The sequence below is a fragment of the Neptuniibacter sp. QD48_11 genome, from assembly GCF_047778095.1.
In the GTDB taxonomy this organism is placed as follows: Bacteria; Pseudomonadota; Gammaproteobacteria; order Pseudomonadales; family Balneatricaceae; genus Neptuniibacter.
In genome coordinates this window covers 805,700-823,061 of record NZ_CP180551.1, presented here as the reverse complement: position 1 = coordinate 823,061, position 17,362 = coordinate 805,700, and the positions used below count along the sequence as shown (strand labels likewise).

At 45.5% G+C, this 17,362-nt stretch carries 13 protein-coding genes; all 13 read right to left on the bottom strand.

Annotated elements, in window-relative coordinates; translation table 11 throughout:
* Window positions 1-6: 6 nt before the first annotated feature.
* Window positions 7-2,751: a preprotein translocase subunit SecA gene (secA, locus tag ACMXYU_RS03635; protein WP_415900233.1), complete on the bottom strand. Its 2,745-nt coding sequence runs from the start codon at window positions 2,749-2,751 to the stop codon at window positions 7-9.
* 196 nt (window positions 2,752-2,947) lie between these two features.
* Window positions 2,948-3,862, bottom strand: a complete 915-nt coding sequence (gene lpxC / locus ACMXYU_RS03630) for a UDP-3-O-acyl-N-acetylglucosamine deacetylase (protein ID WP_415897614.1) — start codon at window positions 3,860-3,862, stop codon at window positions 2,948-2,950.
* A gap of 80 nt (window positions 3,863-3,942) precedes the next feature.
* On the bottom strand, window positions 3,943-5,115 hold the full coding sequence (gene ftsZ, locus ACMXYU_RS03625; protein ID WP_415900231.1) for a cell division protein FtsZ: 1,173 nt from the start codon (window positions 5,113-5,115) through the stop codon (window positions 3,943-3,945).
* A 91-nt stretch (window positions 5,116-5,206) separates the two neighbouring features.
* The gene (ftsA, locus tag ACMXYU_RS03620) at window positions 5,207-6,454 is read right to left on the bottom strand and encodes a cell division protein FtsA (RefSeq protein WP_415897613.1); all 1,248 of its coding nucleotides are present in this window, start codon (window positions 6,452-6,454) and stop codon (window positions 5,207-5,209) included.
* A complete protein-coding gene (locus tag ACMXYU_RS03615) occupies window positions 6,454-7,344 on the bottom strand; it encodes a cell division protein FtsQ/DivIB (protein WP_415900230.1) in 891 nt (296 codons plus the stop codon). Before ACMXYU_RS03615 ends, ftsA begins: the two co-directional genes overlap by 1 nt.
* 1 nt (window position 7,345) lies before the next feature.
* Entirely contained in the window at window positions 7,346-8,293 is a 948-nt protein-coding gene (locus ACMXYU_RS03610) for a D-alanine--D-alanine ligase (protein WP_415900228.1), read from the bottom strand.
* Window positions 8,290-9,738, bottom strand: a complete 1,449-nt coding sequence (murC, locus tag ACMXYU_RS03605) for a UDP-N-acetylmuramate--L-alanine ligase (protein ID WP_415900226.1) — start codon at window positions 9,736-9,738, stop codon at window positions 8,290-8,292. Before murC ends, ACMXYU_RS03610 begins: the two co-directional genes overlap by 4 nt.
* The gene (gene murG / locus ACMXYU_RS03600) at window positions 9,738-10,829 is read right to left on the bottom strand and encodes an undecaprenyldiphospho-muramoylpentapeptide beta-N-acetylglucosaminyltransferase (RefSeq protein ID WP_415900224.1); all 1,092 of its coding nucleotides are present in this window, start codon (window positions 10,827-10,829) and stop codon (window positions 9,738-9,740) included. Before murG ends, murC begins: the two co-directional genes overlap by 1 nt.
* Window positions 10,826-12,073 (bottom strand): putative lipid II flippase FtsW, encoded by a 1,248-nt coding sequence (gene ftsW / locus ACMXYU_RS03595; protein ID WP_415900222.1) that lies wholly within the window; start codon window positions 12,071-12,073, stop codon window positions 10,826-10,828. The genes murG and ftsW overlap by 4 nt, the downstream gene beginning before the upstream one ends.
* A complete protein-coding gene (gene murD, locus ACMXYU_RS03590; RefSeq protein WP_415900220.1) occupies window positions 12,073-13,422 on the bottom strand; it encodes a UDP-N-acetylmuramoyl-L-alanine--D-glutamate ligase in 1,350 nt (449 codons plus the stop codon). The genes ftsW and murD overlap by 1 nt, the downstream gene beginning before the upstream one ends.
* A gap of 14 nt (window positions 13,423-13,436) precedes the next feature.
* A complete protein-coding gene (mraY, locus tag ACMXYU_RS03585; RefSeq protein ID WP_415900218.1) occupies window positions 13,437-14,519 on the bottom strand; it encodes a phospho-N-acetylmuramoyl-pentapeptide-transferase in 1,083 nt (360 codons plus the stop codon).
* 6 nt (window positions 14,520-14,525) lie between these two features.
* Window positions 14,526-15,896: a UDP-N-acetylmuramoyl-tripeptide--D-alanyl-D-alanine ligase gene (locus ACMXYU_RS03580; protein ID WP_415900217.1), complete on the bottom strand. Its 1,371-nt coding sequence runs from the start codon at window positions 15,894-15,896 to the stop codon at window positions 14,526-14,528.
* Complete coding sequence (locus ACMXYU_RS03575) at window positions 15,893-17,359, bottom strand: UDP-N-acetylmuramoyl-L-alanyl-D-glutamate--2,6-diaminopimelate ligase (RefSeq protein WP_415900215.1); 1,467 nt, start codon at window positions 17,357-17,359, stop codon at window positions 15,893-15,895. The genes ACMXYU_RS03580 and ACMXYU_RS03575 overlap by 4 nt, the downstream gene beginning before the upstream one ends.
* Window positions 17,360-17,362: the final 3 nt, after the last annotated feature.

The window sequence follows — 17,362 nt, the reverse complement described above, 5'->3', positions numbered from 1 at the left end:
TCACTCTTACGAAAGCTTACCGTGACACTGCTTGTATTTTTTACCTGAACCACATGGACATGGTTCGTTACGACCTACTTTACGGCCATCTCGAACGAAAGTTTCTGGCTGAGCTTGCTCTTCAGCATTGGAACTTTCACCCTCTTCACCCGACATAGCTGAGCTATTGTCATGCTTAAAGTCCATCTGCTGTCGTTCAGCTTGCTCACGGCGCTGCTGCTCCATCGCTTCAACATCTTCTGGCTGCTGAACTTGCACATGACTTAGAATACGAATGACATCACGCTTGATATTTTCCAGCAATTCTTGGAATAGGTGGAAAGATTCACGCTTGTATTCCTGCTTAGGGTTCTTCTGTGCATAACCTCGAAGGTGAATGCCCTGACGCAGGTGATCCATAGTCTGTAGGTGTTCTTTCCACAGGGTATCTAGCACCTGAAGCATAACCTGCTTCTCAAAGTTACGCATTGTAGATTCGCCCACTTGCGCTTCTTTCTGCTGATAAACCTCTAGCACTGTATCCTGAACTTTTTGATGCAGGGTTTCTTCATGCAATGAATCATCTTGATCTAGCCACTCTTGAATTGGCATTTTAATGGAAAAATCAGTTTCCAATGCTTTCTCAAGACCTGGAATATCCCACTGTTCTTCAAGACTCTGCGGCGGAACAAACTCACTAAATTTATTAGCAACAACCTCTTCACGAACAGAATTAACTGTTTCAGAGATATCGTCTGTGGCCATCAAGTCATTACGCTGTTCGTAGATGATTGTACGCTGATCATTAGCTACATCATCATATTCAAGCAATGACTTACGGATATCAAAGTTACGACCCTCTACTTTACGCTGCGCTTTCTCGATCGCATTACTTACCATCTTATGCTCGATAGCTTCACCACGCTCCATACCTAGCGCTTGCATCAACTGTCTTACACGATCGGAAGCAAAGATTCTCATCAAATCATCTTCTAAGGACAAGAAGAATCGAGATGAACCTGGGTCACCCTGACGACCTGCACGACCACGTAGCTGGTTATCAATACGACGAGATTCATGACGTTCAGTACCTACAATATGTAGACCGCCATTTTCCAATACCTGTTCATGGCGCTTCTGCCATGCAGCCGTCAATTCAGCAACTTGTTCTTCAGATGGGTTATCAAGTTCAGCTAGTTCAGCCTCTAACTTACCACCCAACACAATATCGGTACCACGACCAGCCATGTTAGTCGCGATAGTCACAGCACCTGGACGACCTGCCTGAGCAATGATTGACGCTTCACCACCGTGGTTCTTTGCGTTCAATACATTGTGCGTAATTTTTTCTTTCTTCAGTAATGAAGAGATTAACTCAGATGATTCGATGGACGCTGTACCCACAAGTACAGGACGCTCCGCTTCCTGACAAGCACGAATCTCTTTGATAATAGCTTCGTACTTTTCTTCAACCGTCAGGTAAACCAGATCGTTCTCGTCTTTACGAGCGATCGCTTTGTTGGTTGGAATTACAACAACATCTAAACCGTAAATCTGACGCAGCTCGAATGCTTCCGTATCCGCCGTACCCGTCATACCAGACAGTTTGTCGTATAGACGGAAGTAGTTCTGGAATGTGGTTGAGGCAAAAGTCTGGCTCTCATTCTGAACCGATACACCCTCTTTTGCTTCTACCGCTTGGTGCAAACCTTCTGACCAACGTCGGCCTTCCATGATTCGACCCGTGTGCTCATCGACAATCACAACCTGATTGCCCTGAACAATGTAATCAACATCACGTTGGAATAAGTTATGCGCTCTCAACCCCGCTAGCACGTGGTGCAGCAGGTTAAGGTTCTGAGGTGCATACAGGCTATCACCTTCACTCAGAAGACCTTTTTGTGCAAGCATATCTTCAACAGCAGTGTGACCCGCTTCTGTCAGTTCAACCGTACGGTTTTTCTCATCAACAACGAAGTGCTCGTTAATCTCCTGCTCTTCGTCCTGAGGATCAATTTCACCATCGAATTTCTCTAACGAAGGAATTAGCTCGTTAATCGCAATATAAAGCTGAGAGCTATCTTCTGCAGGACCTGAGATGATCAAAGGCGTACGCGCTTCGTCGATTAAGATAGAGTCAACCTCATCGACTACAGCGAAGTTAAAGCCGCGCTGCACTTTCTCAGCAGTGCTAAATGCCATGTTATCGCGGAGATAATCAAAGCCAAATTCGTTGTTTGTGCCGTAAGTGATATCACAAGCATAAGCAGCACGTTTCACTTCTGGATTTTGACCAGATAGCGCAACACCTACCGATAAGCCTAGAGATTCATAAAGAGGACGCATCCATTCAGCATCACGCTCTGCTAGGTAATCATTCACTGTTACTACGTGAACGCCTTCAGCAGGAAGCGCATTTAGATATACAGCTAATGTTGCTACAAGGGTTTTACCTTCACCCGTACGCATCTCCGCAACTTTGCCATCATTCAGTGTCATACCACCGATAAGCTGAACATCAAAATGGCGCATACCCATAACACGCTTTGATGCTTCTCTTACCGTAGCGAAAGCTTCAGGAAGGATCTGTTCCAGAGTCGCGCCATCATCAAGACGCTGACGGAATTCAGCCGTTTTAGCCTTTAGCTCTTCATCCGTTAGTTTTTCTAGATCTACTTCCAACGCATTGATCGCCTTTACGATCTTACCCATGCGCTTTAATTCGCGATCATTCTTACTACCAAAAACTTTCTTTAACAGTCCTGTCAGCATATCTCGACTTATACCTGTGAAGTCTAAAACCTATAGTCCGCTCGATTAGCGGATAAAAATTAACTCAGCATTCTACCTTTATTGGGGGCAGAAAATGAATCTAAAAGGGGAAATAAAAAAAATATGGAAAAAAGATAGGGAAATAGACAAAAAAAAGCCGAACTATAAAAGTTCGGCTCTTAATTCTTTCGATCTATCAGACTGCTAATACTGGCTTCTGATAAGAGATAGGCGCGCTTTCTTCATTATCTTCGAAAGTCACCACTTCCCAAGCATCTTCTTGCGCTAACAATTCACGCAAAAGACGATTGTTTAGATAATGCCCTGATTTGTTTCCGTAGAACTCACCGATCAAGCTCTTACCTAGTAGGTATAGATCACCCACCGCATCAAGCACTTTATGCTTAACAAATTCATCGTCGTAACGAAGGCCGTCTTCATTAAGAATACGGTAATCATCGACTACGATCGCATTATCAAAGCTACCACCTAATGCTAGGTTTTGAGAGCGAAGGTATTCATAGTCACTCATAAAACCAAACGTTCTCGCACGGCTAACTTCTTTAACGAAAGAAGTACTAGAGAAGTCTAGGAAAGATTCCATGTTACGGCCTTCAAATGCTGGGTGTTCAAAATCGATTTTGAAGCCCACTTTAAAGCCATCAAACGGTTTAAACGTAGCTGACTTACCATCAGCCTCAACCGTTACTTCTTTCTTAATACGGATAAATTCTTTAGGAGCATTCTGCTCTTCTAGGCCTGCCGACTGGATCAAGAATACAAACGGCGCAGCACTACCATCCATAATAGGTACTTCTTCTGCACTTAGCTCAACATAAGCATTATCAATACCTAAGCCAGCCATTGCAGAAAGTAGGTGCTCAACAGTCGCTATACGCGCGCCATCTTTAGCCAGGTTGGTTGACAGTTTTGTATCAGAAACATTGTGCGCATGCGCAAGGATCTCAACAACTGGATCCAAGTCAGTACGACGGAAAACAATACCGGTATTTACTGGCGCAGGCTTCAACGTCAGATAAACCTTCTGCCCCGTATGCAAACCAATACCTGTTGCTTTAATGCTGTTTTTTAATGTTCTCTGTTTAATCATGCTATCTGCCAAAAAATAAAATAGGCCACTCTAGCGCGAGATACTAACAAATAATCGCCCTTTTAGAAAGGACATTCCAATTAATCCGCTTGTTTACGCAGAAAAGTAGGAATATCTAAATAAGCGGACTCGCTCTCAGTACCTGTTGATTTTAACAACTCACTTTCAGTCTCAGCCGGCCCGTCAAGTGCCTCATTTTTTTTGCGACGCAAAACCGTAGGCAGATCGATCTGCTCAAGGTCTAAACTTCCATCCACTTTTTGCATTCCACCAGAAACAGGGCGGACCGTTTCTTCTGGCTTATCCAAACCCGTAGCAACAACTGTCACTTTCAGTTCGTCAGTCATCTCTGGCTCAATGACGGTACCGATGACAATCGTGGCATTTTCAGATGCGTACTCTTCAATCTGATTACCCACTTCGGTAAATTCACCCAAGCTGAGATCCATACCCGCAGTGATATTTACCAAGATACCGCTCGCGCCTTTCAGATCTACGTTATCAAGTAGTGGACTCTTGATCGCTTTCTCTGCAGCTTCAGCAGCTCGGTTCTCACCACGCGCACCACCGGTACCCATCATCGCCATGCCCATTTCGGACATAACAGTCCGCACATCAGCAAAGTCAACATTGATCATACCCGGACGTGTAATAAGATCCGAAATACCCTGAACAGCCCCTTTCAAAACATCGTTGGCAGACTCAAATGCATTCAAAAGGCTGCAATTACGACCTAGTACCTGCATCAGTTTTTCGTTAGGGATAATAATGAGGGAATCAACACTTTCGCGAAGCTCTTTGATACCTTCAATAGCAATACTCATTCGTTTACGGCCTTCAAACGGGAAAGGCTTTGTCACGACTGCGACTGTTAGAATTCCGAGTTCTTTAGCTACTTCGGCTACGATAGGTGCGGCACCCGTACCTGTACCACCGCCCATACCAGCCGTGATAAATACCATATCCGCACCTTGCAACATTTCTGCAATGCGATCCCGATCTTCCATCGCAGCCTGACGACCAACTTCTGGATTTGCACCCGCGCCTAGGCCTTTGGTAAGCGTATTACCAAGCTGGATAACTTTTTGGGACGCCATAGATGAAAGCGCTTGCGCATCTGTATTTGCACAAACAAATTCCACCCCTTCTAGGTCACCACTTTCCATGTGTTTTACAGCGTTTCCGCCTCCACCACCAACACCGATAACTTTAATAACGGCATTTTGCGGAACGCTATCTAACAGTTCAAACATTGTTAGCTCCTTTAGTGCCCTGCCAAGCACTATCCCCTAATAAAGCAGCACGCTACTTTTGCTGCTATCAATCTAAAAACCTTCAGCTTGTTCAGAAGTTGTTCTGAAACCAAGCTCTCATCTTGTCTAAAACACTCTTTTGCGAACCCACAACGACTTCTGGCTCGACGTCTTGCTCAACAGCACCAACATGATCTTGTTGTGCGTATTGCAGAAGCCCCATACCTGTTGCATAAATAGGGCTACTTAAAATATCTTCCATCCCACGTACACCGTGTGGTGTCGCCAAGCGAACCGGCATATGGAAGATTTCTTCAGCTAATTCAATGGCACCTTCCATTTTCGAAGTTCCGCCTGTCAGCACAATGCCTGCTGCAACCAAATCTTCAAAACCACTGCGTCTCAATTCGGCCTGAATCAGGCTAAACAATTCTTCGTAACGGGGCTCAACCACTTCTGCTAACGACTGTCTAGAAAGATCCCTAGCAGGCCTATCACCTACACCAGGCACCTTAACGGTCTCTTCACCTGTAGCGAGCTGTGCCAGTGCACACGCATATTTAACCTTGATCTCTTCCGCATGCTGCGTTGGTGTTCGCAAAGCCATCGCGATATCGTTTGTAACTTGATCACCAGCAATCGGAATGACCGCAGTATGACGAATAGAACCGCCTGTAAAAATAGAGATATCAGAGGTGCCACCGCCGATATCCACCATACAAACACCCAGCTCCTTCTCATCTTCCGTCAAAACGGAATAGCTTGAAGCCAATTGCTCAAGAACTAGGTTATCTACATCAAGACCACAACGTCGCACACACTTTTCAATATTCTGAGCAGCATTCACTGAACCAGTAACAAGGTGCACCTTCGCTTCTAAACGCACACCCGACATCCCTAAAGGCTCTTTGATGCCCTCTGAGCTATCAATCTCATACTCTTGAGGCAAAATGTGCAAGATTTTCTGGTCAGCTGGAATAGCCACAGCACGTGCAGCATCAATTACGCGTTCCAGGTCATACTCAGTAACTTCTCGATCTCGAACAGCCACAATGCCATGAGAATTCAGGCTGTTAATATGGCTACCTGCAATCCCAACTGTCACAGAGTGAATCTTACAACCCGCCATCAATTCAGCCTCTTCTACCGCGCGCTGAATCGAGCTCACTGTTGATTCGATATTCACTACAACGCCTTTTTTCAGGCCTCGAGATGGGTGCGAGCCAATGCCGATAATTTCGATGGCACCATCAATACCGATCTCCCCTACAAGGCACAGCACCTTTGAGGTCCCGATATCGAGCGCAACAACCATATTGTTTTCCATCGAACCACTCATTATGTTTTATCCTGCATTTCGCTTTCGGGTTTTTCCCGCCATTTCACCGCCACCCCATGGGTATAACGTATATCGATTGTTTCTATATCAGCCGCTTGAGCAGCCAATCGTTGTTTATACAAAGTCAAAAACCGTTGTAAGCGTGCATTGATTGCTTCTCGACCTACAACTACTTTTATCTGGTTATCTAGCTCCATGGTCCAGGCTCCACGAGCCTCTAAATCCAGTGCGACAACACTAAGCCCCATAGGCTTCAACATCTGATTAAAATCATGAAACTGTGACATTACCCTTTCTGTATCTGGAGCAGGCCCACTTAATCGAGGTAAGCTCCGATACTCTTGAGAAAGTTCAGGCCAAAATATATCGCCCTGATGGTTTAACAAACCTCTCTCCCCCCAACGAGCAACCGGCACCTCTTCCTCAACTTCAATAAGCAAGGTATCGGGCCAATCTCGTCGAATAGAAGAGACCCTGACCCATGGCTGTTCACTTACTAGTGATTGAACCGATTCAATATCAATCTCTAATAGATTCGCTGTTAGGCCACCAGCAATAATCTGCCCTAACTTTTCTCGGTCCAAATGCTGGGTTTTACCTTCAATCACTACGCTCGCTACCGGGCGATCCAACCACTGCCATAAGTTATGACCAATACCCCATAACACGCCGATAAAAATAACTAGAGAAGACAACGTCCAAAATGGCTTCCACCAAAACTCAGTATCGTTATTTACTAGGCTATCCTTTTTAGGATTCTTTTTATCAGCTTTCCCTTTTACTGGTTCTTCTTTAGCGATCTTTTCACGACTGGCACCGCGAGGCTTAGCAAGCTCTACTTCTTGCTCCCCCAACGGTTCAGTTTGTCGAAAAAATCGCAAAAGGTTCATTTTATTGGGCCGTTTTTAATATTCTAACGACCAACTCATCAAAGCTAATTCCTTGCTCTCGCGCAGCCATTGGCACAAGACTATGATCCGTCATACCCGGAGCCGTATTAACTTCTAATAGTTGGAAGTTTCCATCTTGATCTTGCATCACATCTACACGCCCCCAGCCTTTACAGCCAACCGCGGCAAATGCTTGTTCAGCTAGACGTTTCAGGGATGTTAATTTGTCCTCTGACAAACCATGATCGAACTTGTACTGCGTATCGTTCGCTAGATATTTTGCATCAAAGTCATAAAACTCGTGCTGCGTGACTAGCTGAATAGGAGGCAATGCAGAACCATCAAGCACCGCAACGGTATACTCGTCACCACTCATCCAACTTTCTGCGATCACACTACGATCAAAACCAGCGGCTGTTTCCAATGCTGTTTCTAGTTCACTAGCACTGGCAACTTTACTCATTCCAATACTGGAACCTTCGTGCGCAGGCTTAACAATCATCGGTAAACCAAGACGCTCAACGATGTCATCAACCTCAAATTCACCATTAAATGCCGCAAATGTTGGAGTCGGTAAGCCTGCGCCTATCCACACCTGCTTGGTTCTTAACTTATCCATACCGATTGCAGAAGCTGTCACACCACTTCCAGTGTATGGTTTGCCTAGCATTTCCAACGCACCTTGCAAGGTACCGTCTTCACCGCCTGGGCCATGTAAAATCAAAAAGGCACGATCAAAGTGATTTTCTTGTAGTTGCTGTAACGGCTGTTGATCGCCATTAGGACCATAGAGATCGATACCAAATGCATCAACACCTGCACGTTGTAGTCCAGCTAAAACCTCAGCACCACTCTTGAGTGAAACATCACGCTCAGATGAATTACCACCAAAAATAACCGCAACTCGTCCGAAGTCGGATTTCATTTGAGCATCAATTTGATAACTCATTTTTCCTCCTTATCGGCTACAAGGTTGGCCTGTTTAAGCTGATGAGCAAGCGCTGTAATATCACCCGCACCTTGAGTCAGCAATAGATCACCTGGCTCCAAAATATCTTTCAGCACATCGGCAACGGTGTCTTTATCACTAACAAATACCGGATCTATACGACCACGCTGACGAATGCTTCGACATAGGCTACGACTATCAGCACCAGCAATTGGCTCTTCACCAGCGGCATAAACCTCTAGCAATAACAACACATCGGCTTCAGACAGTACTTCCACAAAGTCTTCGTACAAATCACGAGTTCGGCTATAACGATGAGGCTGATTAATCATCACCAAACGCTTTTCAGGCCAGCCTTCACGAATGGCTTTAACAACGGCATTAACTTCTCTTGGGTGGTGACCGTAATCATCAACCAACATAACGCTACCACCATTGACAGGCACGTCCCCCAAAACTTGGAAACGACGACCAACGCCTTCAAACTTAGTTAAAGCGGTGCAGATCGCTTCATCACTAATGCCCTCATCGGTAGCCACAGCAATCGTTGCTAAGGCATTCAACATATTGTGATGTCCCGGCATATTTAGTGAGATTTCTAGATCGGCAAAATCTCCCGGGCGCTTAACGGTAAAGCGGGTGTACATACCTTCTTGTCTGATATTCTCAGCACGGTAGTCAGCATCTTCCTCTACACCGTAAGTCAGCACTGGACGACTAACTTCCGGAAGGATTTCCCTTACAACAGGATCATCGATACACATAACCGCAAGACCGTAGAATGGTAGGTTATGTAGAAACTCGACAAATGTTTTCTTCAACTTAGAGAAGTCATTCTCATAAGTTTCCATATGGTCCGCATCGATGTTTGTAACAATCGCAACCATAGGCTGTAAGTGAAGGAATGAAGCATCACTTTCATCAGCCTCTGCCACAAGATAGCGGCTCGTGCCCATTTTGGCGTTGGTGCCAGCACTGTTCAGTCGACCGCCAATGACAAATGTTGGATCAAGCTCGCCTTCAGCAAAGATGGAAGCTAACAGACTTGTCGTCGTTGTTTTGCCGTGCGTGCCAGCTACAGCAATACCGTGACGGTAGCGCATCAATTCAGCCAACATTTCAGCACGACGAACAATCGGAATACGCTGTTCACGCGCAGCTTTCACTTCTGGGTTTTCTTCGTTAACCGCAGTGGAAACAACAACCACATCCACACCTGAGACATTGGTATCAGCATGCCCAATAAAGATGTTCATCCCCAAGCCTTCTAGGCGTTGAGTTGTCGCGGACACTTTAATATCTGAACCTGAGATCTGATATCCCTGATTCAGCAATACTTCCGCAATACCACACATACCCACACCACCAATGCCGATAAAATGAATTCGGCTGATACGGCGCATTTCCGGTATTTCATAACGGGTGAAAGCATTTTGTTGTTTCATTACTTCATTGCCTCAAGACAAACATTTGCTACCACATCACTTGCTTCGGGTTTACCTAGTGATAGCGCTTTGTTCGCCATTTCCATCAACGTTTCTCGTTGATTTAATTGTTCTGTTAATAATGCTGTTAGCGTTTCTTTATTAAGATCCGCCTGCTGAATTAAAATTGCAGCATCTCTCTCAGCAAGATAATTTGCGTTTTTAGTTTGGTGATCATCAACCGCATAAGGAAAAGGCACTAATACAGATGCCACACCTGCATTGCTCAATTCACTCACCGTTAAAGCACCAGCACGACATAAAACCACATCTGCCCAACTATAGGCTTCTGCCATATCATCAATAAATGGCACAACTTTACACTCAGTTACGCCCAGCGCTTCATAACGCTGCTGAGTTTCTTCAATATTTCTTTTTCCTGCCTGATGCCAAACCTCTGGACGTTGCTCCTGAGGTAAATCAGCAAGCACTTCAGGCAGAAGGTCGTTAATCGCTTTCGCGCCTAAACTTCCACCTACAACCAAAAGACGCAAAGGTCCTTCACGATCAGAAAAACGCTCTTTAGGTTCAGGTAAATTCAAAATACTTCCGCGTACCGGATTACCCACAGTTTGAGTCGTTAGGCCACTTTTGAATGCACCTTGGAACGCTTCCAGAACTTTTTTGGCTAATTTAGACAAAGCCTTGTTAGTCATTCCTGCAACAGCATTCTGTTCGTGAATGATCAACGGAATTCTTAGCAACCACGCAGCAAGACCACCGGGACCAGAAGCAAAACCGCCCATACCTAATACAACATCAGGGTTAACAGAGCGAACAACCGATAGCGCCTGCCACAAAGCGATCAACAGTTTAAATGGAGCCAAAAGAAGGCTTAACTTGCCTTTGCCTCTTAAACCTCTGACTTCAATAGAGTGCAGTTTTAATCCTGCTGCAGGTACCAAATCAGCTTCTATTCCGTGTCGAGAGCCCAACCATTCAACATGAACACCTTGTGCCTGTAGTTTCTCTGCTGTAGCCAATGCAGGGAAGACATGGCCGCCAGTGCCGCCAGCCATAATCAAAGCTACTTTTTTATCAGAAGCGCTCATGCGGTAGCCTCCTGATTTTTTTGTTTACGCTCTTTAGCTTCAGCATCTGGCTGATTTTTTCCAGCTAGTTTCAATTCGTAGTCAACTCTTAAAATAACGGCCAACATGGCACAACTTACTAACAAACTACTTCCACCGTAACTCACCAAGGGAAGTGTCAAACCTTTTGTAGGCAAAGCACCAACATTCACCCCAATATTGATCAACGCCTGCCCTGCAAAGATAATTGCAAAGCCGTAACAGACATAAGCAGAGAAAAAGGATTTTACCTTTTCAGCTCGACGACCAATACGGAAAATATTCACGATTAATACGGCATAAACCAAGATCAAAGCGATCGCGCCGATAAAGCCCAACTCTTCTGCCAATACTGAAAACACAAAGTCAGTATGAGCTTCTGGCAGATAAAATAGTTTTTGAACGCTATTACCTAACCCCGTTCCAAACCATTCACCACGACCAAAAGCGATTTGTGCCTGCGATAACTGGTACCCAGTTCCAAAAGGATCGGACCATGGATCTAAGAAGCTCTGAAGTCTAGCTACTCGGTAAGGCTGCAAACCCACAACAGCAACCAGCAGACCCACTACACCAGAGATCACCATCAAGAATTGGGAAAAGCGCATTCCACCCAAAAAGATCATGCCCATAACTGTCCCCATCAGGACAACTAAGGCACCAAAGTCCGGCTCGAAGTACAGCAGCACACAAAAAATACCCAGAGGTAGAGTCGGCTTCGCAATCCCTTTCCAGCTGCTACGCACTTCATCCAAGCGTCTCACCAAGTAGCCAGCCATGTACATCACCATACAGAACTTAGCGACCTCAGATGCCTGGAGATTTAAAGGACCTAAAGGTAACCAACGATGACTACCATTTACCCCTTTACCGACACCCGGGATAAGTACCAAAATCAATAAGACACCGGCAGCCAACATCCACCAGTGCCCGGTCTTTTCCCAAAAGCGCATTGGGATATTCCAAACGACTACAGCACCAATCATCGCCAACATGATAAATATGAACTGACGAATAACGTAAAAATACGCTGTCCCGTTATTTTTTAGCGCCACATCTAAAGATGCAGAGCTAATCATTACAAACCCCGTTAGAACCAGAGCAACTGAACAAGCCAGCACCCATGGGTCAAATGGCAACACTCTTTGTGACGTACAAACAGGCGGAGGCGAAGGAATTAAACCCTCTAACCTCTGCTTAATGTTCGTCATCGCCAAAGAGATCATTAAAGAGCCTCCACCGCATCAATAAAAGCATCACCACGAGCGGGAAAACCAGAGAACATATCAAAGCTCGCACAGGCTGGCGAAAGTAGAACAATATCACCCTCTTTCGCTTGAGCTTGCGCCTTTGCAACAGCAGCTTGCATATCATCCGCTGATTCTTTAATCACACCTTCACAACTGTCAGCTAAACGCGGTCCATCTTCGCCGATATAGATCAATGCTCTTGCGAACTGCTGCATAGGTTCAGCCAATTCAGAGAATTCGGCACCTTTACCAACACCGCCAGCAATTAACACAATACGTTGATCTGCAGATAGGGTTTTTCCTAAACCGTTCAGCGCAGCAACAGTCGCACCAACGTTAGTACCTTTGGAATCGTTGTAGTATTCAATACCGCCTTTTTCAGCGACCCACTGGCAACGATGCTTCAAGCCAGCAAAGTTCTTTAAAGCCGTTAGCATCGCATCCATTGGCAAGCCAACAGACTGACCTAAAGCCAATGCAGACAGTGCATTGGCCATGTTATGACTACCACGTATTTTTAACTCAGATACCGGTATTAATTTATCCAGACCAACAGCAAGCCAAGTTTCACCTTTTTCTTCAGTCAAACCAAAGACTTTGAGATCGGGTTTACCTAAGTGGTAAGCAAGCTGATCAACACCACTCGGCATTAATGGCATTGTCAGTGCATCATCACGGTTAACAACGACCTTTTTAGCTCCGCGGAAAATCCGGTGTTTAGCCTGATAATAACCCTGCATAGAATCATAACGATCTAAATGATCAGGGCTAATATTGAGTACCGTTGCAACTGCTGCTCGAAGATCATTAGTTGTTTCTAACTGGAAACTTGATAGTTCGATAACATACAGATCTTTTTCAGGCTCGTTTAACATCTCAAGTACAGGCGTACCAATATTCCCGCACACTCCAACATTCAAGCCTGCTGCAGCAGCCATCTCACCCACTAAGGTAGTGACCGTACTTTTAGCATTTGAACCAGTAATCGCAACAATTGGGGCACTGATCTCATTACAGAAAAGATCAATATCACCACTTAATTTCGCGCCCGCTTTTACCGCCGTTTGAATGGCAGGATTACTTTGTGCAACACCAGGGCTCAAAATCAATTCTGACGCACCACTCAATAGCTCAGCATCAAAAGGGCCACAAATCAGTTTAACGTCAGGAAGCTCAGTTGATAGCTCATCCATACCTGGAGGATTCTCTCGGCTATCAACAACGAAAAAACGCTCATCTTTAGACGCCAGATAGCGCGCACATGCCAGCCCGGTTTGACCTAAACCGATGACCACTTTTAATTTATCGCTGGCGATTAAACTCATGCTCAAACTTTACCTTAACGAATTTTCAGAGATGCCAAGCCAATCAGCACCAAAACTACTGTGATGATCCAGAAACGAACAATTACACGAGGCTCTGGCCAACCTTTCAATTCAAAATGGTGATGCAAAGGCGCCATCCGGAAGATACGGCGACCTGTTAATTTAAACGATGCCACCTGCAAAATTACTGACACGGTTTCAGCCACAAACACACCGCCCATAATGAACAGTACAAATTCTTGACGGACGATAACGGCAATAACACCAAGCGCAGCACCCAAAGACAAGGCACCGACATCACCCATAAACACTTGAGCTGGATAAGTGTTAAACCACAAGAAACCAAGACCAGCACCAACCATGGCACCACAAAATATAATCAGCTCACCAGAACCCGGCACGTAAGGGATCAACAGATATTCAGCAAAATTGATGTTACCGGACAGATATGCAAATACACCTAATGCTCCAGCTACCATTACAGTTGGCAAAATAGCTAGACCATCTAAGCCATCAGTGAGGTTTACCGCATTGGAGCTACCGACAATTACAAAGTAGGTAAAAACGATAAAGAAGATACCGAGATCGATCGACACATCTTTTAGGAATGGAATCAGAAGCTCTGTTTCAACTGGTGTGGAAGCCATGCTATAGAGTAATACTGCCGCCCCCATACCACCTACTGACTGCCACAGGTACTTCCACTTAGCAGGCAATCCTCGTGGGTTTTTCTCAACCACTTTACGATAATCATCGACCCAGCCCACTGCACCAAAAATAAGCGTCACGCCCAACGTAATCCACACATAAGGGTTAGTCAGATCACTCCACAAAAGGGTACTAATCGCAATTGCAACTAGGATCAAAGCACCACCCATTGTTGGTGTACCTGCTTTGCTCAAATGCGTCTGAGGACCATCATCTCGTACCGCTTGACCAATCTGATTACTACGTAGTTTGTTGATCATATGAGGGCCGACCCACAAAGCTATCAACAATGCTGTTAATACACCCAAAATCCCACGCAGGGTTAGGTACTGAAATACAGCAAAGCCGCTGTAATATCCCGATAAAAATTCTGCCAGCAGTGGTAGCATTGCCTTCTATTCCCCTTCAGTCAGGTTCTTCACGACCTGATCCATCGCTGCACTTCTCGAGCCTTTAATCAGAATATTGGTATTCTGATCAGCCAGCTTTTTCAATGCAGTTGTTAATTCTTCACGTGTTTCAAAATGCATTCCCTGCCCATCTGCTGCAGCGTTATACGCTGAAACAGAGTGCCGGGACAGCACGCCAGTTGCATAGAAACAACTAACCCCCTTCTGCGCTGCCCGGCAACCTACCTGTGCATGCTGATCAGCGGCATCTGCCCCTAACTCAGCCATATCTCCTAAAACCAATACTGATTTGCCCGGCAAACTAACCAGCAGATCCACTGCCGCATTTACCGAACCAGGATTGGCGTTATAACTATCATCAATCACTTGAGCACCAGACGCTGTCGACAAACAACGCATACGTCCAAATACTGCAGTAAAGGATTCTAAACCGCTGCAAATTTCCGCTAAAGGCATTCCTTTAGCGCTTACAGCAGCTGCCGCAGCTAGGGCATTCGCAACGTTATGCTGTCCCATCACCTGCAGCTGAACCCTTTGAGACTCAGAGCCTCTGTGCAAAACAAAAGAAAAACAGCCATTGCTAGATGGTTTCAAGTCCGACGCATAGACAGCAGCCTTCTCGGAGCTAAGAGAGAAGTTGCTCTGAGGCTTTCCTTGGTTTTGATTTAACCAATACTCTGTATGCGGATCATCTAGGTTGATAACAGCCGTGCCTTGAGTTTCATCTAACTGCGAAAAGATCTCAGATTTCGCTTCGACTACACCTTGCAGAGAGCCAAACCCTTCCAGATGAGCACCCATCGCGTTATTCAAAATCGCAACATCTGGTAGAGAAATCGCAGTCGTATAAGCAATCTCACCACCAGCACTGGCACCCTGTTCAATCACAGCAATTTGATGCTGATCACTTAATTCGAACAGTGTTAGCGGTACGCCGATGTCATTATTCAAATTACCTTTGGTAGCCAATACCTGATTATTCTGAGACAGAATCGCGAATAGCATCTCTTTAACTGTCGTTTTACCGCTACTGCCTGTCACTGCGTAAACAGTGCCATCAAAGCGCTGACGATTCGCTTGCGCAATGTTCCCCAGAGCAATACGCGTATCTTCAACTTGCCACAATGGCGCTTTAATTTCTGGCATAGATCGAGAAACAACCGCGGCGACCGCGCCTTTTTCAAGTGCCTGTTCTATAAACTGATGACCATCAAAATTAGGACCAACCAGAGCGACAAATAGGTCGCCCTGCTTAATCGTACGTGTGTCCGTACTGACACCTGTAAATTCAGTATCAGCCGTTATCTGCCCGCCAAAAGCTTGCTGTAACTGCTGCAAAAACCACTGACCAATCATACCGCCACCCCTAAAACTGACTTACTCACATCAACATCACTAAACGGGTAACGTGTACCAGCAATCTCTTGATAATTTTCGTGACCTTTACCTGCGATCAATACGACATCTTCTGCTGAAGCAGCATTGATCGCCATTCTGATCGCTTCTGCACGATCCGCTTCAACATCCGCCTGATGATCATGAATACCGCTCTCGATCATTTCAATAATGCTATCTGGCTGTTCGGTTCTTGGGTTATCGCTAGTCACAACCAACCGATCTGCAAATCGGTCTGCAATATTGCCCATTAGTTCTCGTTTACCTGTATCGCGGTCTCCACCACAACCAAATACGCACCACAAACGCCCTGACGTATGAGCTCTAACAGCTTGGATTGCTTTCTCTAGAGCATCTGGCGTATGCGCATAATCAATAATTACCAACGGCTTATCCGCAGTGACCAATGCCTGCATTCGCCCTGGCACTGCATCTAATTTGGAAAGCCCGTGCATAACCTGCTCTCGGCTAAACCCTTGCTCGGAGAGCAAAGCTGCTACAAGAAGCAAATTGTCCAGATTAAATTCGCCGATAATTTTACTAGCGAAAGCAAAGTTGCCTTGCGCCGTTTTCAGCTCCGCTTCGATACCGTGTAAAGCTAAACGGTATGCTGCGATCAGATAATCGCCTTGTGCACGCCCAACCGCTACTTTTTTACCTTTAACTTCGTCATCAGCTAACAGCGTTTGACCAAAAGCATCATCACTATTGATAACAGAAGCTTTTAGATCAAAGCGTTTAAACAATCTTGCTTTAGCCGCACCGTAAGAAGCCATAGAACCGTGGTAATCCAGATGATCACGGCTTAAGTTGGTGAGTGCGGCATAATCAAATTCAACCCCAGCAACTCGGCCCTGCTGTAAAGCATGACTAGAGACTTCCATCACAACGCTTTCGGCACCTGCTGCGCGTAATTCAGCAAACAAACGCTGCAAACCTACAGCATCTGGGGTTGTATGAGTTGCCTGCTCTAGCTGGCCTGGAAAACCATTTCCAATAGTGCCAACAATCGCAGTTTTCGTGCCTATCGCATTCATCGCCTGAGCAACAAAATGCGCACAAGAGGTCTTACCGTTAGTCCCCGTAATGCCAATTACATTCAGATGACGGCTTGGGTGGCCATAAAAATTTGCGGCTACAGGACCAATCTGACTGACTAAATCAGGCACAGCAATCACAGGGATCGAAAGCGAAGGGCAATCACCAACTTCACGACAGTCCAACAAAATAGCGACTGCACCACTTTTTTCAGCCGCTTCAACGAAATCGACACCACGATGCTGGATACCGGATCGAGCAATAAACAGAGTGCCGGGCGTAACCGTGCGGCTATCTTGCGAAATAGCAGATACGACAAAGCCGGCGTAAGTTTCATCAACCCACTCCGGCGCAATCTCTTTCAATGTTCTACTGATTTCCAACATAGT

Excerpts from the sequence above, each read along its gene's own strand:
- ACMXYU_RS03580 (WP_415900217.1), bottom strand. The coding sequence starts at position 15,896 with ATGATTGGTCAGTGGTTTTTGCAGCAGTTACAGCAAGCTTTTGGCGGG.
- lpxC (WP_415897614.1), bottom strand. The coding sequence starts at position 3,862 with ATGATTAAACAGAGAACATTAAAAAACAGCATTAAAGCAACAGGTATT.
- ACMXYU_RS03610 (WP_415900228.1), bottom strand. The coding sequence starts at position 8,293 with ATGAGTTATCAAATTGATGCTCAAATGAAATCCGACTTCGGACGAGTT.
- ftsZ (WP_415900231.1), bottom strand. The coding sequence starts at position 5,115 with ATGTTTGAACTGTTAGATAGCGTTCCGCAAAATGCCGTTATTAAAGTT.
- murG (WP_415900224.1), bottom strand. The coding sequence starts at position 10,829 with ATGAGCGCTTCTGATAAAAAAGTAGCTTTGATTATGGCTGGCGGCACT.
- murC (WP_415900226.1), bottom strand. The coding sequence starts at position 9,738 with ATGAAACAACAAAATGCTTTCACCCGTTATGAAATACCGGAAATGCGC.
- murD (WP_415900220.1), bottom strand. The coding sequence starts at position 13,422 with ATGAGTTTAATCGCCAGCGATAAATTAAAAGTGGTCATCGGTTTAGGT.
- mraY (WP_415900218.1), bottom strand. The coding sequence starts at position 14,519 with ATGCTACCACTGCTGGCAGAATTTTTATCGGGATATTACAGCGGCTTT.
- ACMXYU_RS03575 (WP_415900215.1), bottom strand. The coding sequence starts at position 17,359 with ATGTTGGAAATCAGTAGAACATTGAAAGAGATTGCGCCGGAGTGGGTT.
- secA (WP_415900233.1), bottom strand. The coding sequence starts at position 2,751 with ATGCTGACAGGACTGTTAAAGAAAGTTTTTGGTAGTAAGAATGATCGC.
- ftsA (WP_415897613.1), bottom strand. The coding sequence starts at position 6,454 with ATGAGTGGTTCGATGGAAAACAATATGGTTGTTGCGCTCGATATCGGG.
- ACMXYU_RS03615 (WP_415900230.1), bottom strand. The coding sequence starts at position 7,344 with ATGAACCTTTTGCGATTTTTTCGACAAACTGAACCGTTGGGGGAGCAA.
- ftsW (WP_415900222.1), bottom strand. The coding sequence starts at position 12,073 with ATGATCTCTTTGGCGATGACGAACATTAAGCAGAGGTTAGAGGGTTTA.